Consider the following 25,601-nt stretch of genomic DNA (forward strand, 5'->3'; position numbering starts at 1 on the left):
TGATGAAAATTTTGCGGTCTTTGCCCATTGTTGTTCTTTTTTTTCAAAAGGGAGCAGGGAGGAATTTCTTGTTTTCTCCACCCCACATCACAACTTCTATTTATTTTACTCCAAACCAAGATCACTTAAATACATTTGTTCGCCTTTTCCTTCATTTGGCACAGAGGTACAAAAATTCTTATGTTCCTCCACAGCAGATATTAATAAGTCTGAGGGAACTTCTCCAGCAAAACTACAACTACCAATACCTGTAGGTAAAGGTGCCCATAACCCACTACTACCGCGCTTGCGACGCATATTTTTCTGTCCTTGAATCATCAAATCACTGTCTTCGAGGATAGGATGATAAACTGATAAACCAAGAGAAGAACATAGTGCAACTATTCTGTCGCGATCGCCTTTTTCTAACCAACCCATTTCCATTGCTAAGGTTGCTCCAAAAGCCATACCAATAGTAACAGCATGACCGTGCATCAATTTGACTGCTGGCTCAAATTTGGGACTCCAGGTGTGACCGTAAGCATGGGGTCTGTCTTGATAGGTCTCGAACATATTTGTTCCCTCATGCTTCATGTAGGAATACAATGCTCGATAAATTACTTCATCAGCTACCTGGATCAGTTCCTCATCCGCATCAAAGTTAGCAAAATGGGTTTCAATTAACCGTGGGCCGTATTCTTCTAGTAAATCAAATAGCACTGGGTCATCAGTTACTGCCATTTTGATAATTTCTGCCATCCCATTACGGATATGACCTTTTGCCAAAGTACGGAATAAGCTACGATCTACTATTGTTATAACTGGGGGATGATACGCACCGATACTATTTTTAAATAGCTGACCATTTGTGCAGGTACGAGGGGATGGTCCGGCGTCAATAGCTGCAACAATGGAACTTCCAATCATCACATAAGGTGTTCGTCGGTGCTGCAAAGCACAGGCCAAACCTGCCACATCGCTGAGTACGCCACCTCCAATGATTAGTACTGGTTCGTTGCGGGATACATCACAGCCATCTTTGCCTAAGAATTTGAGTATCCGCTGGACTGTTTCTGGAGTTTTGTCTGATTCCCATGCACGACAAACTAGAGTTTCTAAGGGAATTTCATTGTGCTTAAAATAAGCTTGCAGTGATTCTCCATAAAGTTCATCGACTGTTTGATCGACAACTGCTACACAACGACCGCGACTTTTGTAGATTTCTGCCAAAACTGGGTTAGATGGGTTTAAGACTCCATATACCAACTTTACTTCTGATTTGAGACTAAAGGTTGCAGAAATCTCGAATGAGCGACCATCTTCTACTGCCCTGATTTCTCCACGACCATCGTACCACTCTGAGGTTCGGTACTTCTTTGCATGATCGCGCCGAATACTGGGGTCAAATGTGAAGTCTGGTTTGCTGATTTCTTCGGTTAATGCTTTAGGCGGAAATATTGTGTTGGTCATAATTGTACCTTAGGTAATAATGGTTTGTTCTGAAGTTTTACCTCTGTGATCGCATTAATGTTTCTGCTTGTACTCTCAATCAAAGTAGCAGCACAGTACAATACCTCAGTGAGGTTGTTTTTTAAAGGTATTGCTACTGAGAGTAGTTTTTCTAATTAATGGTTAAGTGAATTATTTTTACTGCTACAGTGTCTGTGAGCAGTGCGATCTAATACTGAATATAATATAGTCTAGTACATTTACAGTTGTTTTTGATCGCTTCTTGGAAATATCTATGAAATTATTAGAAAGACATTTAAGCAGTTTTACGCGCCACAAAGCTAACAATCTTCACGGAATCTAAAGATTGATTAATCCTTCAGGTTTAGGAAGCCCTCTTGTCAGAGGCTAACCAGCTACTAATAATCGCTATTTTTTCAACATCAAAATCTAGTTGATTTTCCTTGTCTTTAATAGCAAAACGGAACTAATACTGTTATTCGTGTTCTCTTGTTATTTGACTTCTTCTCAATACTATAGTAGAAAACTGGTATTCTTGTTTATCTCCTAACTTCCACTTCAGATTACAACCGTGATTCACGTTTTGATATGGATTTAACGGCTGCTTGATAGGTATTGTGTTTAGCATAGTTGTCAAATCCTTTATTGATGACTAATTGACTGACTGGGCAATTTTAATTCTAGCGACGTGAATCTCATAGTTTGCGCATAAGTTTGCGATCGCCTTTTCACATTCTATAGATTTTCACTCATTCCTTGCCTGATATCCACAGGAGTCTTTTTGTGATGCTCCTAAACTGACACACTTAACTTATGCCTGAAGGCAGGCTTTTAGTAAAATCTTTAAAAGCTAAAGATTTTCTCTTCTTTGGAGGATACTAATAATTTCACTATTAAGTAGCAATGATCGAGTCATCACTATTTAGTGTTTATTTTGACTCTTGTCTGATAGTTTAACCTTTGATCTCTATCATTTAACTTAATATCAAGTTAATATTTATTAACATTTGGCAATTATATATAAGTTTAGTAAATATATTGATTTTATACCATATAAATATGATATTGTGAAGGGTTATATAAATTATAATTTAACAAAATAAGTGGTATCAGCAAGCAATAGATCGAAAACATTTCTCTGTGAAGGTGAAAAATATATCAGGAGTTACGCAAATTTACCTTGAAAACGCCATATGTAGGGGCGCAATTGCGAAGCCCATGCCGTCAGGCTATATGGCATTCGCCCTCACTCGATTTAGTGTCCGTGCGTAAGTCCTGTAATTGATTATTGGTTACTATATATATTGTGTGGTATTTTTTTTGACAGCTAAAGGAAAAGTAATGAATTCCCTTGAACAACACATCAAAAAGGAAATAACTTTTGACTTTCCTAGTAAGGCTATTATCAAGTAATTGACCAAAAAATTTTGGTCTCAAAGCCTTTCTTTGTTAAGGGGATAAAAAGTGGAGCAGCTCTGTAAGAGCGGGTTTCCTCACCATATCCAATCGACCAAGAAAAAAGAGAATATTCCATATTTCAAGCCTCCTTATTGCAAGAGGTACTGTTAACACAGTTCCTCCGGCAGGAGGCTAACTGATAACTGAAATGATGATAGAATCTTCTTAAAAATACATTCAACAATTGATAATTAACAATTACCTCTCCTGAAAACAGATGGAATTAGCGAAAAGTATTTTTTTGATTGATTTATTCTTTAAATCAGAGGCTTTAAACCATAATTATTTAGTAAGTCCAGTAGTAAAAATCACAAGTATTTGGTTGAAAATTCAGCAGTCATTTAGGCATTTAAAGTAATTGATTATTTTCATTGTGATTCCTAGAGGCTATTAAACTACAGGTAGTTATTGAATTTACTGAAGCTATATTATGAGCAAAAAAAATGGGGATTAAGATTAGTTATTGTTCAAAAAATGCCTGAATTACATGAAGCGAAATTAATTATTAACAGCGCTTATAAGCAAAGAGAAGTGTGAGTAAATTTTCGGTGTATAGAATTACCACTTATTCTGATAGTATAAAAATTGTTAATTCTCAAGTTATAGTTATTACTCTATAACAGTAATAGCTATATATTCCTAAGAAGCTCTTGATCAAAAAATGGCGAATGAATAAAGAATATCTAGCCCTACTTAATCGGGGTATAATTACATGGAATGAATGGAGACAGAAAAATCTACATCTACAAGCAGATCTTACTAATGTCAACCTCAGAGGTATTAACCTGCAAGGTATTAATTTTCAAGGAGTAAATCTCACAGGAGCTAATCTCTGTTTAACTCAATTAAAAACAGCTAATTGTAGTGATGCTAATTTAACTTCAGCTCAACTGATTCATGCTAACCTTACTTCTATTAATCTTCAGGGAGCTAACTTAAGATATGCTAATTTGATTTCTTCAGATCTAAGACAGGCTAACTTAATAGACGCTGATTTAGTTGATGCAAATTTAATTGGAACCGATTTACAAAATGCTATTTTTCGATATGCTGATGCTACTTCAGCAGACCTGAGAAGAAGCAACTTAGCCAAAGCAGATTTAATGGAAACTAACTTCAGTTATGCTAATCTTAGTCGCGCTAATCTCCATGAAGCTGAATTGATTGGGGCTTACTTTTACTATGCTAATTTAGACAAAGCCAGTTTGATTGAAGCTCATCTTAGTGGAATTCATTTATCAAATGCTTCTTTAAAGGAAGCAAATCTTTATAAAGCAGATTTAAGGTTTGCAAACCTCAAAAAAGTTAATTTTCTAAATGCAAATTTGAGGGGGGCTTATTTCCGAGGAACTAATCTAAGTAAGGCTATTTTAATTAGAGCTGATTTGAGAGGTTCTGATTTGAGAGGTGCTAACCTGAATAAAGCTAATCTTACTGATGCTTTGATTAATGATATTAACCTTTCTGAGGCTAATCTTCAGGAAACAATTATGCCTAATGGTAAAGTCAATTATAATGATTAACCTTGACATTTTTAGTATTTTAACTATGTAGTATAAATACCATTTATGTTTGAGATATGAACAGGAAATTCAATATTTTAGAAAATAGGGAAGAGTGGCAGATTTGAAAAAGTTTTTGTAAGCAGAAAAAATAATAATCTAATTGAACAACTCATCTAATAAAGATGATAAAGCATATTAATTAAATTTTAAGACATAGTTTAAGACCAGGAAAATCAAAAAACTGAGTGCCAATTAATAATTACAATCTTATTCGCTAGGGCCTTCTAGTATTTCTTGTACTTCATTATTTGTTTTGCCTAAAATTCTTGCTATAGGTCCTACTAAGTTTGTATCTACTGCTTTGCCTGCATAAATATCTTTGAGTTGTTCAGGAGAAATTTTATGAATATCACAAAATTTAATAAACTCATGGCCACTAACCTGCAGTTGTTCTTGCCTTTCTCGCAACAAGAGAGCGACTGCTCTTGGTCCATATTTAGGTCGTTCAGCCAGGGCTATATATTTCTGCATTAAGTCATTGACTCTACTTCTTTTTCCTCCCACCCTTCGCAGTAAATCTAGACAAGCTAGCCTTAAAGCTTTGCGTAGCCTTTCCTGCTCATTCATAACTTCTAGAATTTCTTCGGCATATTCAGGTTTACAAATGCCCACTAATTCTCCATCATTTAAAATTGGCACATAGAAACCCATTCCACATTCCCAAGATAATTCTTCATTGGTAGTCATGCCCAAATCTCCTACTTTTCTTTAATTTGCTAGAATTAGAATAGTTTACTACGTTATATCAAATCCAGTTAAACAGTTATAGATTAGTTAAGTCTTTAGGAGTCAAGAGTCAGTAGTCAGGAGTCAGGAGGAGAGAAAATCACAAAGATTTATTAGTTATGATGATTCGAGATTTTTTTGATGTCCAATTCTCCCGGATTTGATATTAATACTTGCTAATATAAGCGTATTTTATAAAAAAAACGAGAACCTTGTCCTCGCTTTTTGACTGGTATTGATATTATTTGAATAGGTCCATTTCACAAAATGTCAATTAGACTGACATTGGAGTAGATGTTGATGCTGCCAACTCTTGCAAACGTTCCTGCTGGTCTTGGGTAATACAAGCTTGAATTACATTTTCTATATCTCCTTCAAGAAGAGGTGCAAGGGAAAAGTTCTGACTCAAGCGATGATCTGTCACCCTATTATCCTTATAGTTATAAGTCCGAATTTTTTCTGAGCGGGAACCAGTACCTACTTGCGATCGCCTCATCGAACTAACTTCTTGTTGTTGCTCTTGTAGCTTAATCTCATAAAGTTTAGCTCGTAAAATTTGCATTGCCCGCTCTCTGTTTTGTAACTGACTGCGCTCCTGAGTACAGAAAATTCTAATTCCCGTGGGTTTATGAAATAAATCTACAGCAGTTTCCACCTTGTTCACATTTTGTCCACCTGCTCCACCAGAACGAGCCGTTGTTAGTTCAATATCTTTTGCATCTATCTCAACTTCCACATCATCCACTTCGGGCATAATGGCCACCGTTGCCGTTGAAGTGTGCACCCTCCCTCCTGCTTCTGTCACTGGAACTCTTTGAACTCGATGAACTCCTGCTTCAAACTTCAGCTTACTGTAAACCTGCTCTCCTTTAATTTCTAAAATTGCTTCTTTAAAACCGCCCATATCTGCTAAAGACTCACTCAATAAACTCACCTTCCATTTTTGAGTTTCTGAATAACGAGAGTACATTCTCACCAGGTCCCCAGCCCAAATACTGGCTTCATCCCCTCCTGTACCAGCTCTAATCTCCAACATAATATTCTTATCATCGTTGGGGTCTCGTGGTAGTAGGGAGATTTTCATTTGAGTTTCCAGAGATTCCAGCTTGGCCTCCAATTCCTGTACTTCCATTCTGGCCATCTCTTCCATTTCTTGGTCGCCACCAGCTTCTTTCAATATTTCCTTAGCATCAGCTAATTCTTCCTGAGTATTTTTCCACTCTTCATAAGTATTTACCACCTCTTCTAATGAGGAGCGTGCTTTAGCTACTTTTTGGAACTCAGTTGGATCTTTTGCAATATCTGGATCGGCTAAACGTAGAGTTAACTCATTGTAAGTTTGCTCAACGGATTTTAATTTTTCTAGTAAATATGTTTCAGCCATTGTCAGTTGTCCCTTGTCTTAATTAGTATTTTATTTATGGGAAATTTTTATTGAGATTTTGATATTAATTGTTGTCTATAAAATATTACAGACAACTAATTAAGGACAATTGACATTCCAGCTATTTTTTATCTTTACTCTTTTTAGATTTAGAGCTTTTACCCCCATCTTTCTTGCTATATTTACGCATAAATCTCTCAACTCTTCCTTCAGTATCAATAATTTTCTGAGTCCCTGTAAAAAAGGGATGATTTCCCGACCAAACATCAACATTAATCTCTGGTTTTGTAGAGCCAATTGTCATTACTACTTCACCATTACAGTAAACTTTGGCTTCTGGATACCACTCAGGATGAATACCAGCTTTAGGCATTTTCTTTACTCTACTTAAAATTACAAATATTTTTTCTATGTACTATTTTAACTTATTCTAGTGACATACTCCCACACTAAGCTGACGCTATAGTGTGGGCTTATCTCTTCGCCGTCCTGCCACTGCATCGGACAAGCGCGTGCTTTAAGGACGGGATGCCCCGCCGCCCTATTTTTTATATTTACTACCGCATTTCCTAGGTCATGCTGCGCAAACAAGTCGCGGTCTATGACGATACCACAGTGTGGACAAGAATGAGTTCTTTGAGATAATTCTTTCGGGACTTTTTCACCGCAATTCGAGCAATCTTGGCTGATATTTTGAGGATTTACAGCTATGGTTTTTGTCCAGCATTTGCCTCCTGCGGAGGAGCTGCGCTAACGGGTTTGACAGCAAGAATAGACAGAAATTGTTCCCCAAGTCGAATTCAACTAAAATAATTTAAAATTATAGCAATGAGCGCTGGTATATTTACAAATTGCAGGAAAGGCCAAATAGCTGAAAGTCTTATATTATCGGCAATTTATTACCCCAGATGAGCTGTTGCCTTCCGGAGCTGTTGCCTGCGCACAGCGCTATATATCAAAGTTTTTGCCAATTATCAGGAAAGGTAGAGGCCAGCGGGAGCTGTTTGCGCAGCATGACCTAAGAAAGGAAATAGTTCCTCCTGGCCTCTACCCATGACCGAAGGGCACAAGGGTATAAAACCCCAAGCAACTTGTTCCTTCTGCCCTCTGCCCTCTGCCTTCTGCCTTCTGCTTTGTAACAATTGGCAATTTCGTTAAGATATCATCGTTTGGAATATTGAGGTGCTTTACGAGCTTTGCGTAAACCATACTTTTTCCGTTCTTTAGCTCGGGGGTCGCGAGTCAAATATCCTTCTGTCTTTAGAGGTTTACGATTATCTGGGTCTAACTGGCACAAAGCTCTAGCAACCCCTAACTTAATAGAATCAGCTTGTCCTGTTAACCCACCTCCTGTAGCTTTCACTAGAATGTCATACTCATTTTCCAAACCTAAAGTCTCTAGTGGAGCTTTTGCAGAGGATAAATAACCATGATTATATTGTAGGTATAACTCACCATCCTTGCCATTAATAATCAATTTGCCTGTACCTGGAACTAGACGTACTGAAGCGATCGAAGACTTACGACGACCAGTACCCCAATACATAGCACGGCCACTTTCTTTTGCTTGCATTATTTTTATTCTCCTGGAGTAGTTTCAATAATTAACGTTTCAGGTTTTTGAGCTTGGTGAGGATGGTCAGGCCCTGGATAAACTTTTAGTTTAGCATGAAGTTTTCTGCCCAGAGAATTTTTTGGTAGCATTCCGTAAACTGCCTCCTCAATAATTCTTTGAGGCAAACGAGCTTGCAACTTAGAAAAAACCTCTGTTTTCATCCCTCCTGGCCTTCCAGAATGGCGACGATAAAGTTTCTGACTACTTTTTTTACCAGTTACATTCACCTTTTCAGCATTAACGACAATCACAAAATCTCCTGTATCGAGATGTGGAGTATAAGTTGGTTTATTCTTACCCCTAATAATCATCGCAATAGCAGTAGCTAATCGCCCTAAACGCTGATCTTTAGCATCAATAACATACCATTTTGGCTCTAGAGTATTCAGTGGTGGAACGTATGTTGTATTCATAATTTATTTAATTTAGTTGTTTTTTTTACTGTTTATATTGGCTTTCATTGTCAGTTTAATCTCATGGAATTCCCTCAATTTACCCAATTCTCAGTTATTACTATTTGATACTTGATCGGGACTTACACATTTTTCCGACATAAACACTATATGTACTATAGTGCTATAGTTTTTATCTACTATATGTAGTGTTTTTGCGTAAGTCCTGTTAATTAAAAGTCACAATACAGACACTTAATCAATAAAAAATAAATTTAGGCATATTATTATACCAAACTTCTTGAGTAAAAGGAAATTCCAGATAACCAACCCGCAATAAACAGAGGCCACTAGCCGGAGCTGAGTGCTTCACAACTTCCCTTCTTTGATTAACCCAGATATCTGTAAAACTTTCCAGAGATAGCTTCTGTTGACCCACTTGAATCAGTAACCCCACCAATAATCGCATCATTCCATATAGAAACCCACTAGCTTGAACCTCTATATGAATAAATGGTCCCTGACTTTCACACTTAACCTCTTGTACATCTACCCAAGAATGAGGACGAGAAGAGCCAGCTCTTTGGAAAGCAGCCAAGTGATGACGGCCAATTAAAGGATTCAAAGCTGCTTGAATCAACAATGGATCTAATGGTGCTTGATAGTAATGCCAAACAAAAGGCATCACAAACAAATTAGGCCGTTTTTCTGTATACAGAGTGTAGCGATAACGCCGCGAAGTTGCAGAAAACCGAGCGTGCCAGGTAGATTCGACTTGAGCCGAACTTGCGATTAAGATATCATTAGCTAGCCGTGAATTGAGAATAGTAGCCCACTTATGGGCAGGAATTGGGCCTGGAACATCGAAATGAGCTACTTGTGCTGCGGCATGAACTCCCGCATCCGTTCTTCCTGCACCATGTAATATTACAGGCTGGTTAACCACAGAAGAAATAGTATTTTCAATCTCTTCTTGTACAGTTCGTTGATTTGGCTGTCTTTGCCACCCATGAAAATGAGTGCCTTGATATTGAATTACAAGAGCAACACGCTGAAGTGACATACTCCCACACTATAGCGCCTGCTTAGTGTGGGCTTCTCGTTTCCCAGCCGCGGTATCCCGTCGGGCTCCACGAGCTTTAAGTACGGAAGGCCCTGCCACCCTATTTTTGATATTTATCACCGCGTTTCCTAGGTCATGCTTCCCTACGGGATGCTGCGCAAACGCAAACACATCGCGGTCAATCACAACAGCGCAATGTGGGCAAGAATGAGTTCCTATGTTTAATTCTTTGGGAACTTTTTTTCCACAGTTTGAGCAATCTTGGCTAGTATTTTTGGGGTTTACCCCTATAGTTTTCTGTCCAGCATTTCCGGCTTTGACAGTCAAAATAGACAGAAATTTACCCCATCCAGCATCGTTAATTGATTTACTCAAATGGGTCTTTGCTAGCCCTTTAGTGTTTAAGTTTTCATGGGCAATAACATCCGCTTTTGATAACAATTCATTAGCTGTTTTCAAATGAAAATCTTGACGTTTATCAGCAACCTTTTTATACCGAGAGTTATACTGCCCACGCAACAATTCAAACCACATTTCTATTACTGCGGCTTGTTCTTTGTTGGGCCTTAATTTATATTGGTAGGCAGTGCACATGGTGGAAAATTTCCGGTGTTATTGTAAGATAATAATACAAGTTTTTCAATCAGGGCAAAAGCTTCTGGTGAGATTTTGGCAAATTGAATAGGTATCGAACCCATTCAATTTGCTGCCGATTCAGGTGAGATACTCCCACACTGATTACAATAATCAGATGTAGGCTTCTCAGAGACTTCTATATTTATCATTTTCTTTATGGGTTTAATACCCCACCGTCTATACGGTGTTCAAAATTACTTGGGGTTAGAATCCCCATGTAATTTTCCTCCTGTCTCCTGTCTCCTGTCTCCTGTCTCCTGTCTCCTGTCTCCTGTCTCCTGTCTCCTTCTTCAAGATTGATTTCCCAACTACTTCTTAAGTATAGACCTTAAACCAGTTCAATAATTGCCATTTCTGCGTTATCTCCACGACGGCGAACAGTTCTAAGAACACGGGTATAACCTCCATTACGAGAACCGTATCTATCCTGTGCCCCCTCAAATAGAGAGTGAACGAGCTTTTTGTCAAATATATAACCTAAAGCTTGTCGGCGAGCTGCTAACGATCCATCCTTTGCCAAGGAAATCATTTTTTCTGCTTCTGACTGTACAGCTTTAGCACGGGTTTTTGTGGTAGTAATTCTACCATGACGGATTAATTCAGTTGCTAGAGAACGCAGAAGAGCGCGACGCTGATCTGCTGGTTTTCCTAGCTTTGGAACACGACGACTATGACGCATGACTACTTTGAGTATCTAAAATATTTGAGCTGATGTTTTTGATTTGTGTTTCCCTACTGCTACTAACAGCTTCAAAAACTCAATCGGTCATTTTTGAAAGCAAATAGTATTTCAGATTGACATTTTTTATGCCATTGACAAAAACTGGTTTGAATTTCTAACTTTTGGCCTCTAAGTAGCTTTAGCAACTTTTTCTTGAGGTAAAGTTATTCCCAAGCGTTTCTGTAAAGCTTCTATAACTTCCTCAGCAGATTTTTGACCAAAGTTTTTAATCTCTAATAGGTCTTCTTGACTGTACTCCAGTAGATCTGCAACAGAGTTAATTTGCGCTCTTTTCAGACAGTTATAAGCCCGAACCGATAGTTGTAATTCTTCTATTGGAATCTGACTTGTTGGGTCTGTAGGCTCTCCTGATGGAGGCTCTGCCATATTAGTAATATCTTTGAGTGGCTCAAACAAACTCATTAAGATACTAGCAGCATGACTCAAAGCATCTTGAGGTGTGTAACTGCCATTTGTCCAAACCTCCATAATGAGTCGGTCTTCTTCTAAAGAGCTACCTATACGAGCTTCAACTGTATAGTTAACCTTACGAACTGGCATGAAAATAGCATCAATTTGCAGAAAATCAAGAGCTGTAACATCATCGCGAGTACGATCTACCGCTCTATAACCAGTCCCTTTCTCAATTCTAAACTCCATCTCCAGAATTGACCCAGGAGATAGGGTAGCGACATATTGACTGCGATCAATGATTTCCACCTCCGAAGGCACATCAAAACGATCTGCAGTTAATGTTGCTGGCCCTTCTATCCTGACTCTACCAATTTGTGGTTGGTTGGAATGGCTTTTGAGAACAACCTCTTTCATGTTCAGTAGGATCTCTAGAACATCTTCCCTTACCCCCTTAATTGTGGCAAACTCATGATTAACTCCAGCTATCCTCACTGATGTAATGGCTGTTCCTTCTAAGTTAGCTAGTAGAACCCGCCTCAGTGCATTGCCTACTGTTGTCCCTTGACCGCGAGCTAGTGGCTCTATAATAAATTTTCCATACTGACTACGATCTTTGTCAGTTTTAGATTCTATACACTCGTAATGAAACTGCGCCACGGAGTGACCTCCCTTGAACATTAAACCCCAGAGTTAATAATTTGATTAGACTCTACGCCGTTTTGGTGGACGGCAGCCATTGTGAGGAATTGGGGTAATATCTCGGATCAAAGTGATCTCTAGTCCGGCCCCTTGTAAAGCCCTAATAGCAGTTTCTCTTCCTGCTCCAGGACCACTAACCATAACTTGAATCTGACGCATTCCTTGGTCATTAGCTCGACGTGCTGCGCTTTCTGCTGCTGTTTGTGCGGCAAAGGGAGTTCCTTTTTTTGCTCCTTTGAAACCACTAGAACCTGCTGATGCCCAAGAAATTACTTCACCATTCAAGTCAGTAATGGTTACAATTGTATTATTGAAGGTAGACTGAATGTAAGCCACCCCATTGGGCACATTCTTTTTTTGCTTTTTTGCCCCTATTTTTTTACCTGGTTGTCGTGCCATATTTGTCTTTATGAGTGATATCTCAAGGTAATAATGTACTTTTCTCAGAACAAGTGGAATTATTTCTAATCTTAATCTTATAAGAATTGTTTACTTTGATGATATAGCTTTAAAAGCTATGCTATATCCTTAAGTGACTAGAAATATTGTATTTTGGTTTTACATCACTTAATGTCTGAGAAATAAACTTTTTTGCTGGCTATTGATTTTTTAAATGCTATACTTTTAGTAGTAATAGCCACATTTTACTGACATCTGAGAGATAATTTTCTGAGCTAGTAAAGTTTTGACTTTTATTTAGTAGTTCTATGAGTATAGAGTTTTTTTTTGTAATATCTGAAGTAGCTAATTTTTGGTGTTTCAACCCTGGCAAGTTTTTCTCACCTAAGTCAACAGACTTAACTATAAATAATTCTTTTTTCTCCTTAACTTAATAGTTATAATTAGACAATAACAATTGACTTTCAGAGTTGATCGTTTAATTCGATTAATTTTTTTCAATCTGACTGAATTACATTACTATAATTACTGTCAATTACTCATAATTTAAGCTCATTTGCTATTATTAATAGTATTAATGATTTGTTTGTACTTAAGTAAGCTATACAGAAATAGAATTAAAACTTAAATAGATAATCAAATCAAATAATACTCAGTCGCAAGTAAGGCTTTAACTAAATTGTTCCCGCCCTTTGGCGAGCTTGGTCTTTACTAATGATAGTAATAGCTTTAGTTGACATCATCCCGGCGTTGAATCAATAGATAAAACGCAAGTTCCCTAACCATCACGGGTTAGGTCTTTCTGCTTCAATGCACCCGCCCTCCGGGACTTACTCCTTTCAGGTCTAAAAACGTGCTTCACAGACTGACACTGCGAGTCCCGCAGCCAAAATATTTATACTAGCGTTGATATCTCTACCATGGTGAACTACACATTCTGGGCAATCCCACTCTCTGCAATTCCACTCTCTAATATTTAGAGGTAGTTTATCAACTACATATCCACAGTCTGAACAAAGCTTAGAACTGGGAAAGTATCTATCAATTATAAAGATAGAACCAAACTTCTATTTCTTAGCACTGGCTTTTTTCTTACCAGCTACAGTTCGACGTACACCTCTACGAGTTCTGGCATTGGTGCGAGTCTGTTGTCCTCTAACTGGTAGACCCATCCTGTGCCGACGACCCCGGTAAGTACCAATATCCATCAATCGCTTGATGTTCATGGCTTCCAATCGTCTTAGGTCTCCTTCCACTTGGTAGTTATTCTGAACCGTAGAACGAAGTGCTGCTATATCAGCATCACTTAAATCCTTAACACGGGTATCAGGATTTACACCAGTTTCATCTAAAATTTCTTGAGACCGAGATAGTCCAATTCCATAGATGTATGTCAGACCAATTTCTATACGCTTATCGCGTGGGAGATCCACTCCTGCAATTCGTGCCACTTTACTTTATCTCCATCACCTTAAAATTAAACTTAAACTAGGTTAATTAGTAGGCAACAAAAAATCTGATGCCTGTGTCGAAATATGCTTAACCTTGACGTTGTTTATGTTTGGGATTAACGCATATAACCATTACTCGTCCTTTACGACGAATAACACGACACTTTTCACACATTTTTTTGACAGATGCTCTAACTTTCATGCCTTATTATGGCAATACTACAAATTTAGTATTGTATCATTTACTAATGTTTTCAGCAAGTAGATAATCTCTCTACAAATTATTGAGTAGAGATTCGATAGTTACTACTTTTTCCGCAGCCGATATGTAATTCGACCTTTTGTCAAGTCATAAGGTGTTAACTCTACCTTGACTCGATCGCCTGGTAGAATTTTGATGTAATTGCGACGGATTTTACCAGAAATATGAGCTAGCACATTAAACCCATTATCTAAGTCTACTCTGAACATAGCATTCGGTAGGGACTCCGTCACTGTACCCTCCATTTCTATAAGATCTTGTTTTGCCAACTGTTAATCACCTCAACCCTGCAAGTTACCAATTTATATTCGGAACAGCCTGTTATTTCAGGTGATTCCCCTCAACATATCTTATCAAAAATTTGTTATTTTTAGAGGTTATTGAGTATGAGGTATAATCATATCTCTAAATATTTAGTTGGCATCAACAGCTTCAACTATCTATAGCTAATTTGAGGGTGGAAAAAGTCGATCAAAATCTTCTAATTCCTATTTACCTTATGACGCTCATCTAATAGCTTGTTTTAGATAATTAGTCACAGCATCAACGGAGTTATTTCCATCTATAGTAACTAGCTGTTGACGTTCTTTGTAAAATTCAATCAAAGGTTCTGTTTGTTGATGGTAGACTTTTAAACGATTTGTTATAGTTTCCTCATTATCATCTTGCCGACCTCTTGATAATAAGCGACTGACTAAAACCTTATCTGGAACTTGTAAATTTATGACCATCAAAGAATTAATAATTTCAGCTTTTTCTTCTCGAGTGTCATTTCCATTTTTACTTGCAGATAAAAGTTTTTCTACAAAATCTGCTTGAGTCACATTTCTCGGAAAGCCATCTAGAATCCAACCATTTTGAGCATCATTTTGTTTCAGTCTTTCTTCAACCATGTCAAGGATGAGTTGATCGGGAACTAATTCACCTTTGTCCATGTATTCTTTCGCTTGTAAACCCAGGGGAGATTTTTGTGCCACATTATTGCGTAAAATATCACCTGTAGAAATATGAGGAACTTGGTAAAAATCTGCTATTCGAGATGCCTGTGTTCCCTTGCCTGCTCCTGGCGGACCTAAGAATATCAGTTTTACCACTATTGCTTCACCATTCCTTCGTATCTCTGAGAGATAACATAAGTTTGAATTTGTTTTGCCGTGTCTATTGCTACACCCACTAGAATTAATAGAGAGGTAGCTCCTAATCCTCTAAAAGTAGGTACACGGGTTGCACTTTCTACTGCCGTAGGAATAATTGCTACTAAACCAAGGAAAATAGCTCCTAGGAAAGTCAACCTATTCAAAACTTTCTCTATATAATCGCTAGTAGTTTTACCTGGGCGAATTCCTGGGATACTTGCTCCCATTTTCTTCAAATTCTGCGACATATCCACTGGGTTCATAATTAGGGAAGCGTAGAAATAACTGAAGAATAGAATTAGAACAAAGTAAAATAGAGCATACAACCAAGGAGTCGGGCCACTAGGACTGATAGAAGTAATTATCTGAGATAAAAGTGGATTGTTAGAAAACTGAGCTAAGGATACAGGTAATATGAGGACGGCAGAAGCAAAGATAATCGGCATTACTCCACCCTGATTTAATCGTAAAGGTAAATAGCTTTTTGTTTCCCGATAAAGTTTTCTACCTACTTGACGACGAGCTGAAAGTATGGGAATTCTGCGGCTTCCCTCTTGTACAAAGACAATGCCTACAATCATCACTAAGAATACTAGAAGCAGAATAATCGCACGACCTACGATAGCACGGTCTCCTCCTTCAAATAATTTAATAGTGTCGCCCAGTGATTGAGGTAACACAGCCACAATGTTAACAAATATTAACAATGATGCTCCATTACCAATTCCTCTTTCTGTAATTAATTCGGATATCCACATCACGAACATAGAACCTGCTGTAATTGCTAAAATAGTCTTAGCAATAAATAGAGGCCCCGGGTTAATCGCTACACTTATCGACGAGCCATTGATATTTGCAGATGAACTATTCAGAAATATTGCTAAACCAAAGCTTTGTAGGACTGACCAACCCAAGGCCACATAGCGAGTTATTTGAGAAATTTTACGACGTCCTGCTTCACCTTCATTCTTCTGCAGATTTTCTAAGCTGGGTAAAGCTGCTGTCATCAATTGAATGATAATTGAAGCATTAATATAAGGTATGATGCCTAATGCAAAAATACCTAATGCCGAGAAACCTCCACCAGAAAACAGATCCAGAAATCCAGTTAAAGCCTGATCTCCGATACTTGCTTCAAAAGCTCCTCTATTTATTCCTGGTACTGGTAAGTACACACCTAGACGCACCAAAAGAAGTAAACCTATTGTCACTAGCAGTCGCCCCCGCAACCCTGCTGCTTGGGCCATCTGCAAGAATGTTTCTTGAGCAGTTGGTGCCTTATCTCTACTAATGTCCATATTTATTTGAGATTTTTATTTTATATTTTTGATTTTAGCAAAATTAGGTAGAATCCTCCGCTTCTAGATATTTTATTTGTTTTATAATTAAGGTTTTTTCTTCAAGTGACAGCTCCAGTCGCTAAACTCTTGCGAGCTATAGCGCGGGCTTCTCGTTGACTCCCGGCAACCCGTCGGACATTTCATGTTCGCGAAGCGTCTCCGCAGGAGAAACTTTGGTTTTACTTCCCAGTGCTGCCCCACCGGAGAAGGAAGTAGGGATTAATTTCTCGCTCTACCTACGTTCGGTGAAAGTTTTATATACAATCAAGCTGTACTTTGAATGCACAATTACCTTGTCAAACCCCCTACCTTCAGTTGTCTAGGTTCGTTTTGTAGGTGGCGGTTAGCTCTTGAAATAACTTTACCTACATCATTTATTTTACCAGCATTTTGCCCACCATTCATCCCTTCGCTAATCCGGAAGAATATGGTGCGTTGCTTCTGGCGGTTGGTACTAAAGCTTTTTAGACTCTACTTGAGATAACCTGAAACAACTAGAAAGTTTATTTATTCACTCCTATTTGTTGGCAACTACCACCTGCTGCTTCTATTTTGGAACGAGCTGTAGCTGTAAAACCTATAGCATGAACATTTAGTGCAACATTCAACTCTCCATCTCCGAGGACTTTGAGCGGTCCATCATTACTTGTAATAATTCCCGCTTCCATTAGGGAGGCAAGAGTTACCTCTGTGTTCGCTGATAATGATGCCAACTTACCCACATTGATAATTGTATATTTCTTCCGATTGACCATCGGAAAGCTTTTTAACTTTGGCAAGCGACGATAAAGAGGATTTTGACCACCTTCAAAACCCGGTCTAGTGCTGCTGCCAGACCGAGATTTTTGACCACGCATCCCCTTACCACAGCTTGCACCTTGACCTGCTGAGATGCCTCGGCCTAATCTACGAGGGCGTTTCTGAGAACCTTTTTGAGGAATTACATCTTTTAATCTCATCTTGTTTTATCTTGCTACCTATGAATTTGCCATTATTGACATCCTTCCGACGCTGCTCTACGAGACAGCACGGGTTCCCTAGCATCACTGATAGGGGCTTTCTGCTTCAATGCACCCGCCTTCCGGGATTTACTCCTTTCGGGTCTAAAAGCGTGCTCCACAGACTGACACTGCTAGTCCAGCAGCCTTCTTGGTGGGCATTCCCTCTCTTGGTCAGCATTCCCTTGAGTCTTACGCCGACGCGGGGTCTCACCGCTTGCGTCTATCCTCCAAAGGAGGATCTAAAACTTTTCATGTCGCGCAGCGAAACGCTGACGTGGGGTCTCACCGCTGTTGCCTCTTGCCTATTCCCTGCTCTAGGACTAAGCATATAGATGTTCCACAGGCAGGTCTCTTTCTTGAGCTACATCGGCCAATGTTCTCAAAGCTGATAAGGCGTTAACAGCAGCTCTAGCATTGTTTAATGGATTATTAGAACCTAGCTGTTTGGCTAATATATTCTGAACACCTGCTAGTTCCAGAACTGTTCTCACCGCTCCTCCCGCGATAACTCCCGTACCTGGTGCTGCTGGACGCATGATCACTTTAGCTCCACCACCAAAACCATTTACAAGATGAGGAATAGAGTTAGATTTTGTCAGAGGGACTTCAATCATATGTTTTTTGCCATCCGCAACTCCTTTCTTGACAGCACCTATAACATCTGCTGCTTTACCTACTCCTACGCCCACTTGACCTTTTTCATTGCCTACGACGACAATAGCTCGGAAACTCAGGTTTTTACCACCTTTAACAACTTTAGTGACTCGGCGGATTTGAACAACCCTTTCTTGCCATTCACTTTCTTTCTCTTTTGTACGGTTACTTTTTTTACGACGCTGTTGTTCTGCCATAATTGTTACCTTTTGTCAAGTTCATTTTTTGTAACTTTACTAATTATCTAGAAGTCTAATCCAGCTTCACGAGCTGCCTCAGCTAAAGCTTTTACACGGCCATGATAGATATTTCCACCACGGTCGAAAACTACTTTTTCTATTCCTTTTTCTAGCGATCGCTGCGCAATTAATTTTCCTACTTGCACAGAAGCATCACAGTTAGCTCCGGAACTAATACTTGATTTTAATTCTGGTTCTACAGTTGATGCTGCAACTAAGGTATGTTGTTTAGTATCATCAATTACTTGAGCATAGATATGCAGATTTGAGCGAAATACTGATAATCTAGGGCGTTCTGATGTACCAAATACTTTTTTTCGCACCCGACGATGCCGCTTTCTGACAGAGTCTTTACGAGTATACTTCATCTATTTTTTACCTGATTTACCTGCTTTGAGTTTAATCATTTCACCCGCATAGCGAATGCCTTTACCTTTGTATACTTCTGGTGGACGAACAGCACGAATTCGCGCGGCAGTATTTCCTACTAATTCTTTATTGATACCAGTAACAATTACATTAGTATTATTTTCTACTGCCACCTGAATACCTTCAGGAGGGGGCATTTCTACTGGTTTACTGTAACCTACGTTTAAGATTAAGTTCTTGCCTTGAACTTGAGCACGATATCCTACTCCTTGAATCTGTAGTCGCTTTTCATATCCTTTTGATACACCTTCGACCATATTGGCAACTAAAGTTCGAGATAGGCCATATTGCTGACGAGCACGACGAGTTTCAGTTTGTGGTTTAACCACAATAGTATCTTCCTGCTGCTCAACAGCTATTTCTGGTGATATCACCCTAGAAAGTTCACCTTTCGGGCCTTTTACTGTTACTTTTTGACCATCAATGGTAACGGTCACTTTCTTGGGAATCTTGATTGGAAGCTTACCAATTCTAGACATAGCTTTCTTTGTATATATATTAGGTTGCTAGATATTGTTTTCTTTCGGTTAGTGAATAGCTCTCGAACAGACCTCTTGCAAAAGTTTTAATCACATCAATTCAAGACACGAAATCAACAGTTTTACCAAAAAAAAGTGGTTTCAAGCTTCCTTTTTTACAGAGATAAAAAGAAAAAACTTTTAGTTGATCCTGTTCTTTTAAAGGATAGGTAATTATTAATTATTAATTATTAATTATTAATTATTAATTATTAATTATTAATTATTATTTACTACCAAACATAACAAAGGACTTCTCCTCCGATGCCTCTTTTTCTAGCTTCTCTATCAGTCATAATTCCACTGGATGTAGAAATAATAGCTATTCCTATTCCACCTAAAACTCGTGGTAATTCTTTGCGATTTTTATAGACCCGGAGTCCAGGTTTACTAACTCGCTTCAGATATCTAATAATGGGTTGTCGATTTTTGCCTTTGTATTTTAAAGATATTACTAAGAACTTCTTAATACCTTCGCCTTCTTGTTCAAACCCACCAATAAAACCTTCCTCGCTCAATACTTTGGCAATACTGCGAGTCATCTTTGTTGCTGGAACTTTTGTTGTTGTATGTTGAGCCATGCAGGAGTTGCGAATTCGCGTCAACATATCTGATATTGTGTCGTTAGCCGCCATTTTTTCCTTTTTTTCCTTAACTACTTTAAGTTAATTAGTCCGAAAGGGCATTCCCATTTCTTTAAGTAAGGCGCGGCCTTCCTCATCAGTATTAGCTGTGGTAATAATTGAAATGTCCATTCCCCGAATTTGATCGATACTGTCATATTCTATCTCTGGAAAGATTAGCTGTTCTTTTAAACCTAAGCTGTAATTTCCTCGACCGTCAAAGCTTTTAGGATTTATGCCTCTAAAATCTCTAATTCTTGGTAATGCTAAATTAATTAGTCGGTCTAGAAATTCATACATTTTTCCAGAGCGTAGAGTAACCATAACTCCTACTGGCATTCCGTTACGGATTTTAAAGCCTGCGATCGCTTTTTTCGCCCTAGTTACTACTGGTTTTTGGCCTGTAATTGTAGCTATTTCTTTGATTGATGAGTCTAGAGCTTTAGCATTTTGAGATGCTTCTCCTAAACCCCGGTTCAATGTTACTTTAACCAGTTTTGGTACCTGGTGAATATTTTTATACTTAAATTGCTCCATCATTTTGGGAACAATTTTTTCTTGGTAAAAATTCTTTAGTCTTTCTGCCATAGTTTTAGTAACTATATAGTTTAGTAAATTTACTTAGTAATTAAAGTAATTTGATTTTGGTCTATTTAATCAATAATTTCTCCTGTTTTTTTGAGCTTTCGCACTTTGCGACCATCATCTGTAAATGTATAACAAATGCGACTAGCTACTTTTTCTTTGCTAGAGTAGAGCATAACGTTAGAACTATGAATCGGAGCTTCAATGGTAACAATTTTACCTGACTCTCCTTCTTGCTGAGGTTTAACGTGCTTTGTTTTGACGTTAATATCTTTCACTACAACTTTGCTAACTTTTGGCAAAACCTTCATAATTTCGCCTACTTTGCCTTTATCTTTTCCGGCAATTATTTGAACTGTGTCACCTTTCTTAACGTGCATCTTATAGCGTATAGGTTTTCCCTGTGCGCTCATTTGAGTTTTTTTCTTTTTAGCCATTTACAGTACCTCCGGTGCTAGGGATACGATTTTAGTAAAATTTTTGTCTCGTAATTCACGAGCTACTGGACCAAATACACGAGTTCCTCGTGGATTTCCATCCTGGTTGATAATTACTGCTGCATTATCATCAAATCTAATGCTCATACCAGTCTCTCGACGTAAACCTTTCCTAGTACGGACAACAACAGCTCTCACTACATCTGACTTTTTGACAGCCATGTTAGGAGATGCGTCTTTGACTACAGCTATTATAACGTCACCTATACGAGCATAGCGACGATTGCCACCACCTATTACACGGATGCACATTAATTTTCGGGCACCGCTATTATCAGCTACATTTAATATGGACTGTTGTTGAATCATTGCTGTCTCTGTGATGTTTTATAGATGTGTTAGAATTCAAGTTAATTGATTTGTTAATTTTAATAGTTTTATTCGACCAATAGAACCAACCATTAACTAATCTTGGAATTTAGGATTTCAGCAAGTTGCCAACGTTTAGTACGACTCATGGGACGAGTTTCTGTAATCCGAACGCGATCGCCTTCGTTACATTTATTTTCTTCGTCGTGAACTTTATATTTTTTAGTTTTCACGACTGTTTTGCCGTACTTCGGGTGAGCAGACCTGTTTTCGATCGCCACCACTATTGTTTTGTCCATTTTGTTGCTGACAACTACACCTACTCTTTCTTTAGCTGCCATAATTTTCCTTGTTTTATGAGTAATAAAGTGTTCTTTAATTTTCCCGATAAATACTTGTAAAATGTCAACAATTAATAATTTACTAATTGCAAAACATATTAAGTTTTTAATTTTTTATTCTGGACTATCTGCTGTTTCAACAGATGTACTTGAAACTGATGCTGCTACTTCTTGAGTAGAAGCTTCTGCTTCTTTAACTAATTCTCGTTCTCTTTCTATTGTTAACAATTGAGCCAGTCGATGACGATTGTATTTAAACAGGTGAGGTTTTTCCAACCTTCCGGTAGCTTTTAACATTCGTAAATCGAACAATTCTCGCTTAACTTTTACTATCTCAGCGACAAGTTCTTCATCACTCAAATTCCTAACTTCTTCTACTTTAGGAAAAGGCATCTAGAAATCTCCCTCGCGTGTAATAAACTTAGTCTTAATTGGCAATTTAAATGATGCTAAACGCATAGCTTCGCGGGCTATTTCTTCTGCAACTCCACCCAACTCAAACATAATGCGTCCTGGTTTAACTACTGCTACCCAATATTCTGGGGCACCTTTACCAGAACCCATACGGGTTTCTGCGGCTCGCATTGTGACGGGTTTATCTGGAAATATACGAATCCAAATTTTCCCACCCCTACGGATATAACGAGTCATGGCACGACGAGAAGCTTCTATTTGACGGGAAGTAATCCAAGAAGGTTCTAATGCTTGGAGAGCAAATTCACCGAAAGCAATGCTATTGCCACTATTTGCATTACCTCTCATTCGTCCGCGTTGCTGTTTACGGAATTTTGTTCTTTTAGGACTTAACATAGTCTACTATTTACTACTTAATTTAGTATTTTCCTAGTCAGTTATGGCGCTACGCGCAATTCAAAAGTCAAAAGTAATATCTGACTGAGGGCGAAATGTTTTTGGATAGTTCCTCGCGCATACCCGTTACAAATTCTGAATTCTAAATTCTAAATTCATCCAATGTTTTTGGATAGTTCCTCGCGCATACCCGTTACAAATTCTGAATTCTAAATTCTAAATTATAAATTCTAAATTCATCCTTCGTTAGACCTGTCTTCATATTGCTGACGACGTTTTTGTTGTCTACGTTTTGGTTGATTTACTTGAGCATTTCCCATATCTTCTTGACCAGGAATAATTTCTCCTTTGAAGATCCAAATCTTGATTCCCAGGATGCCGTAAATTGTTTTAGCAGTACAGTAGGCATAATCAATGTCAGCTCTCAATGTGTGCAATGGCACACTACCTTCTCTTGTCACCTCGGTACGAGCAATTTCTGCTCCATTGACTCTTCCACTTACCTGAACTTTTATGCCTTCTACACCAGCTTTTTGAGCCCTAGTTATAGCTTGACGTACAACTCGACGAAAAGAAACCCTTTTCTCTAGTTGTTGAGCAATGTATTCACCAATAAGCATGGCATCGGTGTCTACTTTTGTCACTTCAACAACGTTGATTCTGATTTGACGGTTGCTACCCAAAAGTTTTTGTAAACCTACTCTCAAAGACTCAATACCTGCACCACCTCTACCAACCACTACACCTGGTCTAGCGGTGCTAACTTCTAAGTCTATCTGGTCTGCCTTTCGCTCAATTCTGATTTGAGAGATGCCTGCATTTGCCAGAGTTTCCTTGACATATTTACGAATTTTGTGGTCTTCTTCCAACAGTTCTGGGTAGTTTTTAGCATCAGCGTACCAGCGAGAGCGATGCTCTTGAGTTACGCCTAATCTAAAACCAATTGGATGTATTTTTTGTCCCATTACTTCTATAACTTAAATTAATGTCATCTAATCGTTCAAATTTCTTCCCTTACTAATCAACTACAGGAGCTACTGCAACTGTAATGTGACAAGTAGGTTTACGAATTCTGTAAGCACGACCTTGAGCGCGGGGTCGGTAGCGTGGCAAACAAGGCCCTTGATCGGCAAAAGCTTTGGATACAACTAAGGTTTCTGGGTCTATTCCTTTATTATGCTCGGCATTCGCTGCTGCTGAACGTAATGCTTTTCGCACTGGCTCGCAGGAACGATATGGCATAAATTCAAGTATAATCAACGCTTTCCGGTAAGATATCCCACGAATTTGGTCAAGTACGCGTCGCACTTTAAAGGGAGACATTCGGATGTAACGTGCTACTGCTTTTACTTCTTCACTGGTATCTACAGGCATACCTTTCTCCAATTATCAATTTCAACGAGTTTTCTATATTATCTTTTAGACTTTCTATCTGAACCGTGACCTCGATATGTCCTAGTCGGTGCAAATTCCCCTAATTTATGGCCTACCATCTGATCGGAGATGAACACCGGGACGTGTTGACGTCCGTTATGTACTGCGATCGTATGACCGACCATATCTGGGATAATAGTTGAAGCTCTTGACCAAGTTTTAATTACTTGTTTTTGATTTTTCTCGTTTAAATCTTCTATTTTTTTCAATAGATGATCTGCGATGAATGGTCCTTTTTTTAATGATCGAGCCATAATTGAATTTATGATTGATTTAATACAATTCCAGTTAGAGGTGTTATGCCGTTTCACTGAAGTCAGAATTGATCAAGTTGATGCACTATATTAGATTTATCAAAATAATTGAGTCGCGCCACCCCGCTTTTTAAGGCAAAATGTTTTTTGGGACTTGCTCAAATCCCCGTTACAAAAACAACTTCTGTACGGGCGTTAGCGGAGCTTTGCACCAGCAAACGGCCGTTTGCTTCGCATAACTATCGTTAACGCCCCTACTGACTTCTGACTTCGTTAACGCTCATCAACCAGATACTGATTTTAGCTTTGCCGTCCACCTTTACCTCGTTTAGAGGATTTACGACGACGTTGTACGATTAAAGCATCACTCCGTTTTCTCTTCTTACGAGTTTTCAGACCTAATGCTGGCTTACCCCAAGGAGTAACTGGTCCGCTTCTACCGACTGGTGCCCGGCCTTCACCACCACCATGAGGGTGATCGACTGGGTTCATCACACTACCTCTAACTGTTGGTCTCTTTCCTTTCCAGCGATTGCGACCTGCTTTACCTAAGCTGATATTTCTATGATCGACATTACCTACTTGGCCAAGAGTGGCGTAGCAACTTGCTCTAACTTTACGGCGTTCGCCAGAAGGGAGTTTGACTGTTACATATTCGCCTTCTTTTGCTACCAATTGAGCCGCGGCACCAGCAGCACGGACTATTTGTCCTCCTTTACCTGGAACAAGTTCTACATTATGAACATCTGTACCCAGGGGAATTTGGCTCAGAGGTAAAGCGTTGCCAATTTCGATTGGAGCGTTGATGCCAGAAATAACGGACGCACCAACTTTTAATCCTACAGGATGAAGGATATAACGTTTTTCTCCATCTTGATAATGTAGTAGTGCTATTCTGGCGTTCCGGTTCGGGTCGTATTCTACTGATGCTACTTTGGCCGGAATATTATGTTTGTTACGACGGAAGTCGATAACACGATATAGTTTCTTGCTACCTCCGCCTCGGTGACGACAGGTAATTACACCACGGTTATTACGACCCTTTCGTCTATGCTTTCTTTTTACCAGAGATTTTTCTGGTGTTGAGCTAGTTATCTCAGCAAAGTCTGATACGCTATGTTCTCGGGTACTTGGAGTATAGGGTCGATAGGAACGAATACCCATAATTAATTTTCTATGCCACTTGAGATTTTACAG

General features: G+C 38.7%; 34 protein-coding genes. 1 reads left to right on the forward strand and 33 read right to left on the reverse strand.

Going from position 1 to position 25,601, the window contains the following annotated elements; all coding sequences use genetic code 11:
- Positions 1-105: 105 nt before the first annotated feature.
- The gene (locus F6K23_RS18145) at positions 106-1,449 is read right to left on the reverse strand and encodes a sedoheptulose 7-phosphate cyclase (RefSeq protein WP_293158440.1); all 1,344 of its coding nucleotides are present in this window, start codon (positions 1,447-1,449) and stop codon (positions 106-108) included.
- Positions 1,450-3,575: 2,126 nt separating this feature from the next.
- Between F6K23_RS18145 and F6K23_RS18150 the strand changes: the two genes are divergently transcribed.
- Positions 3,576-4,430 (forward strand): pentapeptide repeat-containing protein, encoded by an 855-nt coding sequence (locus F6K23_RS18150; RefSeq protein ID WP_293158443.1) that lies wholly within the window; start codon positions 3,576-3,578, stop codon positions 4,428-4,430.
- 249 nt (positions 4,431-4,679) lie between these two features.
- Here the strand turns inward: F6K23_RS18150 and F6K23_RS18155 are convergent, their stop codons facing one another.
- The 32 genes from F6K23_RS18155 to rplB all read right to left on the reverse strand — a co-directional run bounded on the left by F6K23_RS18155 (position 4,680) and on the right by rplB (position 25,568).
- Positions 4,680-5,159, reverse strand: coding sequence for a hypothetical protein (locus F6K23_RS18155; protein ID WP_293064915.1), 480 nt, complete (start codon positions 5,157-5,159; stop codon positions 4,680-4,682).
- A 313-nt stretch (positions 5,160-5,472) separates the two neighbouring features.
- On the reverse strand, positions 5,473-6,582 hold the full coding sequence (gene prfA / locus F6K23_RS18160; RefSeq protein WP_293158446.1) for a peptide chain release factor 1: 1,110 nt from the start codon (positions 6,580-6,582) through the stop codon (positions 5,473-5,475).
- A 121-nt stretch (positions 6,583-6,703) separates the two neighbouring features.
- A complete protein-coding gene (gene rpmE / locus F6K23_RS18165; RefSeq protein WP_124143144.1) occupies positions 6,704-6,955 on the reverse strand; it encodes a 50S ribosomal protein L31 in 252 nt (83 codons plus the stop codon).
- A gap of 47 nt (positions 6,956-7,002) precedes the next feature.
- Positions 7,003-7,293, reverse strand: a complete 291-nt coding sequence (locus F6K23_RS18170; RefSeq protein WP_367267743.1) for a zinc ribbon domain-containing protein — start codon at positions 7,291-7,293, stop codon at positions 7,003-7,005.
- 451 nt (positions 7,294-7,744) lie between these two features.
- Positions 7,745-8,155, reverse strand: a complete 411-nt coding sequence (rpsI, locus tag F6K23_RS18175) for a 30S ribosomal protein S9 (RefSeq protein WP_124143143.1) — start codon at positions 8,153-8,155, stop codon at positions 7,745-7,747.
- A 5-nt stretch (positions 8,156-8,160) separates the two neighbouring features.
- Positions 8,161-8,610, reverse strand: a complete 450-nt coding sequence (gene rplM, locus F6K23_RS18180; RefSeq protein ID WP_293158449.1) for a 50S ribosomal protein L13 — start codon at positions 8,608-8,610, stop codon at positions 8,161-8,163.
- A 238-nt stretch (positions 8,611-8,848) separates the two neighbouring features.
- Positions 8,849-9,652 (reverse strand): tRNA pseudouridine(38-40) synthase TruA, encoded by an 804-nt coding sequence (gene truA, locus F6K23_RS18185; RefSeq protein ID WP_293158452.1) that lies wholly within the window; start codon positions 9,650-9,652, stop codon positions 8,849-8,851.
- A gap of 9 nt (positions 9,653-9,661) precedes the next feature.
- A complete protein-coding gene (locus F6K23_RS18190) occupies positions 9,662-10,246 on the reverse strand; it encodes a zinc ribbon domain-containing protein (protein WP_367267740.1) in 585 nt (194 codons plus the stop codon).
- A gap of 370 nt (positions 10,247-10,616) precedes the next feature.
- The gene (gene rplQ / locus F6K23_RS18200; RefSeq protein WP_202225091.1) at positions 10,617-10,967 is read right to left on the reverse strand and encodes a 50S ribosomal protein L17; all 351 of its coding nucleotides are present in this window, start codon (positions 10,965-10,967) and stop codon (positions 10,617-10,619) included.
- Positions 10,968-11,138: 171 nt separating this feature from the next.
- Positions 11,139-12,080, reverse strand: coding sequence for a DNA-directed RNA polymerase subunit alpha (locus F6K23_RS18205; protein ID WP_367267741.1), 942 nt, complete (start codon positions 12,078-12,080; stop codon positions 11,139-11,141).
- 45 nt (positions 12,081-12,125) lie between these two features.
- Positions 12,126-12,521 carry a 30S ribosomal protein S11 gene (gene rpsK, locus F6K23_RS18210; RefSeq protein WP_293158457.1) on the reverse strand — a complete coding sequence of 132 codons (396 nt, stop codon included), beginning with the start codon at positions 12,519-12,521 and terminating at the stop codon, positions 12,126-12,128.
- A gap of 845 nt (positions 12,522-13,366) precedes the next feature.
- Entirely contained in the window at positions 13,367-13,576 is a 210-nt protein-coding gene (locus F6K23_RS18215; RefSeq protein WP_367267744.1) for a zinc ribbon domain-containing protein, read from the reverse strand.
- Between the two features lie 12 nt (positions 13,577-13,588).
- Positions 13,589-13,972 (reverse strand): 30S ribosomal protein S13, encoded by a 384-nt coding sequence (gene rpsM, locus F6K23_RS18220; protein ID WP_293078893.1) that lies wholly within the window; start codon positions 13,970-13,972, stop codon positions 13,589-13,591.
- An 88-nt stretch (positions 13,973-14,060) separates the two neighbouring features.
- Positions 14,061-14,174 (reverse strand): 50S ribosomal protein L36, encoded by a 114-nt coding sequence (gene rpmJ, locus F6K23_RS18225; RefSeq protein ID WP_287522657.1) that lies wholly within the window; start codon positions 14,172-14,174, stop codon positions 14,061-14,063.
- A 104-nt stretch (positions 14,175-14,278) separates the two neighbouring features.
- Positions 14,279-14,503 carry a translation initiation factor IF-1 gene (gene infA, locus F6K23_RS18230; protein ID WP_008191178.1) on the reverse strand — a complete coding sequence of 75 codons (225 nt, stop codon included), beginning with the start codon at positions 14,501-14,503 and terminating at the stop codon, positions 14,279-14,281.
- A 237-nt stretch (positions 14,504-14,740) separates the two neighbouring features.
- Positions 14,741-15,328 carry an adenylate kinase gene (locus tag F6K23_RS18235; RefSeq protein ID WP_293158459.1) on the reverse strand — a complete coding sequence of 196 codons (588 nt, stop codon included), beginning with the start codon at positions 15,326-15,328 and terminating at the stop codon, positions 14,741-14,743.
- Positions 15,328-16,668 (reverse strand): preprotein translocase subunit SecY, encoded by a 1,341-nt coding sequence (gene secY / locus F6K23_RS18240; protein WP_293158461.1) that lies wholly within the window; start codon positions 16,666-16,668, stop codon positions 15,328-15,330. The genes F6K23_RS18235 and secY overlap by 1 nt, the downstream gene beginning before the upstream one ends.
- Before the next feature lie 545 nt (positions 16,669-17,213).
- Positions 17,214-17,669 carry a 50S ribosomal protein L15 gene (gene rplO, locus F6K23_RS18245; RefSeq protein WP_293158463.1) on the reverse strand — a complete coding sequence of 152 codons (456 nt, stop codon included), beginning with the start codon at positions 17,667-17,669 and terminating at the stop codon, positions 17,214-17,216.
- A 362-nt stretch (positions 17,670-18,031) separates the two neighbouring features.
- A complete protein-coding gene (gene rpsE / locus F6K23_RS18250) occupies positions 18,032-18,562 on the reverse strand; it encodes a 30S ribosomal protein S5 (protein ID WP_293158465.1) in 531 nt (176 codons plus the stop codon).
- Between the two features lie 47 nt (positions 18,563-18,609).
- Positions 18,610-18,972 (reverse strand): 50S ribosomal protein L18, encoded by a 363-nt coding sequence (gene rplR / locus F6K23_RS18255; RefSeq protein WP_124145117.1) that lies wholly within the window; start codon positions 18,970-18,972, stop codon positions 18,610-18,612.
- The gene (gene rplF, locus F6K23_RS18260; RefSeq protein ID WP_293158468.1) at positions 18,973-19,512 is read right to left on the reverse strand and encodes a 50S ribosomal protein L6; all 540 of its coding nucleotides are present in this window, start codon (positions 19,510-19,512) and stop codon (positions 18,973-18,975) included.
- A gap of 272 nt (positions 19,513-19,784) precedes the next feature.
- The gene (rpsH, locus tag F6K23_RS18265) at positions 19,785-20,186 is read right to left on the reverse strand and encodes a 30S ribosomal protein S8 (RefSeq protein ID WP_293078879.1); all 402 of its coding nucleotides are present in this window, start codon (positions 20,184-20,186) and stop codon (positions 19,785-19,787) included.
- 30 nt (positions 20,187-20,216) lie between these two features.
- Complete coding sequence (gene rplE / locus F6K23_RS18270) at positions 20,217-20,762, reverse strand: 50S ribosomal protein L5 (RefSeq protein ID WP_293158470.1); 546 nt, start codon at positions 20,760-20,762, stop codon at positions 20,217-20,219.
- A 65-nt stretch (positions 20,763-20,827) separates the two neighbouring features.
- Positions 20,828-21,196 carry a 50S ribosomal protein L24 gene (gene rplX, locus F6K23_RS18275; RefSeq protein WP_293158472.1) on the reverse strand — a complete coding sequence of 123 codons (369 nt, stop codon included), beginning with the start codon at positions 21,194-21,196 and terminating at the stop codon, positions 20,828-20,830.
- On the reverse strand, positions 21,197-21,565 hold the full coding sequence (gene rplN, locus F6K23_RS18280; protein ID WP_293061408.1) for a 50S ribosomal protein L14: 369 nt from the start codon (positions 21,563-21,565) through the stop codon (positions 21,197-21,199).
- 92 nt (positions 21,566-21,657) lie between these two features.
- Entirely contained in the window at positions 21,658-21,906 is a 249-nt protein-coding gene (gene rpsQ, locus F6K23_RS18285; RefSeq protein ID WP_124145123.1) for a 30S ribosomal protein S17, read from the reverse strand.
- A gap of 114 nt (positions 21,907-22,020) precedes the next feature.
- Positions 22,021-22,299 (reverse strand): 50S ribosomal protein L29, encoded by a 279-nt coding sequence (gene rpmC / locus F6K23_RS18290; protein ID WP_124145124.1) that lies wholly within the window; start codon positions 22,297-22,299, stop codon positions 22,021-22,023.
- The gene (gene rplP / locus F6K23_RS18295; protein ID WP_293158474.1) at positions 22,300-22,716 is read right to left on the reverse strand and encodes a 50S ribosomal protein L16; all 417 of its coding nucleotides are present in this window, start codon (positions 22,714-22,716) and stop codon (positions 22,300-22,302) included. It abuts the gene before it with no gap.
- A gap of 236 nt (positions 22,717-22,952) precedes the next feature.
- Entirely contained in the window at positions 22,953-23,681 is a 729-nt protein-coding gene (rpsC, locus tag F6K23_RS18300; RefSeq protein ID WP_293158476.1) for a 30S ribosomal protein S3, read from the reverse strand.
- Positions 23,682-23,733: 52 nt separating this feature from the next.
- Positions 23,734-24,090 carry a 50S ribosomal protein L22 gene (rplV, locus tag F6K23_RS18305; RefSeq protein ID WP_293158478.1) on the reverse strand — a complete coding sequence of 119 codons (357 nt, stop codon included), beginning with the start codon at positions 24,088-24,090 and terminating at the stop codon, positions 23,734-23,736.
- A gap of 38 nt (positions 24,091-24,128) precedes the next feature.
- Complete coding sequence (gene rpsS / locus F6K23_RS18310) at positions 24,129-24,404, reverse strand: 30S ribosomal protein S19 (protein ID WP_124145128.1); 276 nt, start codon at positions 24,402-24,404, stop codon at positions 24,129-24,131.
- A gap of 300 nt (positions 24,405-24,704) precedes the next feature.
- Positions 24,705-25,568 (reverse strand): 50S ribosomal protein L2, encoded by an 864-nt coding sequence (rplB, locus tag F6K23_RS18315; RefSeq protein WP_293158480.1) that lies wholly within the window; start codon positions 25,566-25,568, stop codon positions 24,705-24,707.
- Positions 25,569-25,601 lie beyond the last annotated feature (33 nt).

The organism is Okeania sp. SIO2C9, assembly GCF_010672455.1.
Lineage (GTDB): Bacteria > Cyanobacteriota > Cyanobacteriia > Cyanobacteriales > Microcoleaceae > Okeania.

Coding starts and splice junctions, on each gene's coding strand:
- F6K23_RS18145 (WP_293158440.1), bottom strand. CDS start 1,449: ATGACCAACACAATATTTCCGCCTAAAGCATTAACCGAAGAAATCAGC.
- F6K23_RS18150 (WP_293158443.1), top strand. CDS start 3,576: ATGAATAAAGAATATCTAGCCCTACTTAATCGGGGTATAATTACATGG.
- F6K23_RS18155 (WP_293064915.1), bottom strand. CDS start 5,159: ATGACTACCAATGAAGAATTATCTTGGGAATGTGGAATGGGTTTCTAT.
- prfA (WP_293158446.1), bottom strand. CDS start 6,582: ATGGCTGAAACATATTTACTAGAAAAATTAAAATCCGTTGAGCAAACT.
- rpmE (WP_124143144.1), bottom strand. CDS start 6,955: ATGCCTAAAGCTGGTATTCATCCTGAGTGGTATCCAGAAGCCAAAGTT.
- rpsI (WP_124143143.1), bottom strand. CDS start 8,155: ATGCAAGCAAAAGAAAGTGGCCGTGCTATGTATTGGGGTACTGGTCGT.
- rplM (WP_293158449.1), bottom strand. CDS start 8,610: ATGAATACAACATACGTTCCACCACTGAATACTCTAGAGCCAAAATGG.
- truA (WP_293158452.1), bottom strand. CDS start 9,652: ATGTCACTTCAGCGTGTTGCTCTTGTAATTCAATATCAAGGCACTCAT.
- F6K23_RS18190 (WP_367267740.1), bottom strand. CDS start 10,246: ATGTGCACTGCCTACCAATATAAATTAAGGCCCAACAAAGAACAAGCC.
- rplQ (WP_202225091.1), bottom strand. CDS start 10,967: ATGCGTCATAGTCGTCGTGTTCCAAAGCTAGGAAAACCAGCAGATCAG.
- rpsK (WP_293158457.1), bottom strand. CDS start 12,521: ATGGCACGACAACCAGGTAAAAAAATAGGGGCAAAAAAGCAAAAAAAG.
- rpmJ (WP_287522657.1), bottom strand. CDS start 14,174: ATGAAAGTTAGAGCATCTGTCAAAAAAATGTGTGAAAAGTGTCGTGTT.
- secY (WP_293158461.1), bottom strand. CDS start 16,668: ATGGACATTAGTAGAGATAAGGCACCAACTGCTCAAGAAACATTCTTG.
- rplO (WP_293158463.1), bottom strand. CDS start 17,669: ATGAGATTAAAAGATGTAATTCCTCAAAAAGGTTCTCAGAAACGCCCT.
- rpsE (WP_293158465.1), bottom strand. CDS start 18,562: ATGGCAGAACAACAGCGTCGTAAAAAAAGTAACCGTACAAAAGAGAAA.
- rplR (WP_124145117.1), bottom strand. CDS start 18,972: ATGAAGTATACTCGTAAAGACTCTGTCAGAAAGCGGCATCGTCGGGTG.
- rplF (WP_293158468.1), bottom strand. CDS start 19,512: ATGTCTAGAATTGGTAAGCTTCCAATCAAGATTCCCAAGAAAGTGACC.
- rpsH (WP_293078879.1), bottom strand. CDS start 20,186: ATGGCGGCTAACGACACAATATCAGATATGTTGACGCGAATTCGCAAC.
- rplE (WP_293158470.1), bottom strand. CDS start 20,762: ATGGCAGAAAGACTAAAGAATTTTTACCAAGAAAAAATTGTTCCCAAA.
- rplX (WP_293158472.1), bottom strand. CDS start 21,196: ATGGCTAAAAAGAAAAAAACTCAAATGAGCGCACAGGGAAAACCTATA.
- rplN (WP_293061408.1), bottom strand. CDS start 21,565: ATGATTCAACAACAGTCCATATTAAATGTAGCTGATAATAGCGGTGCC.
- rpsQ (WP_124145123.1), bottom strand. CDS start 21,906: ATGGCAGCTAAAGAAAGAGTAGGTGTAGTTGTCAGCAACAAAATGGAC.
- rpmC (WP_124145124.1), bottom strand. CDS start 22,299: ATGCCTTTTCCTAAAGTAGAAGAAGTTAGGAATTTGAGTGATGAAGAA.
- rplP (WP_293158474.1), bottom strand. CDS start 22,716: ATGTTAAGTCCTAAAAGAACAAAATTCCGTAAACAGCAACGCGGACGA.
- rpsC (WP_293158476.1), bottom strand. CDS start 23,681: ATGGGACAAAAAATACATCCAATTGGTTTTAGATTAGGCGTAACTCAA.
- rplV (WP_293158478.1), bottom strand. CDS start 24,090: ATGCCTGTAGATACCAGTGAAGAAGTAAAAGCAGTAGCACGTTACATC.
- rpsS (WP_124145128.1), bottom strand. CDS start 24,404: ATGGCTCGATCATTAAAAAAAGGACCATTCATCGCAGATCATCTATTG.
- rplB (WP_293158480.1), bottom strand. CDS start 25,568: ATGGGTATTCGTTCCTATCGACCCTATACTCCAAGTACCCGAGAACAT.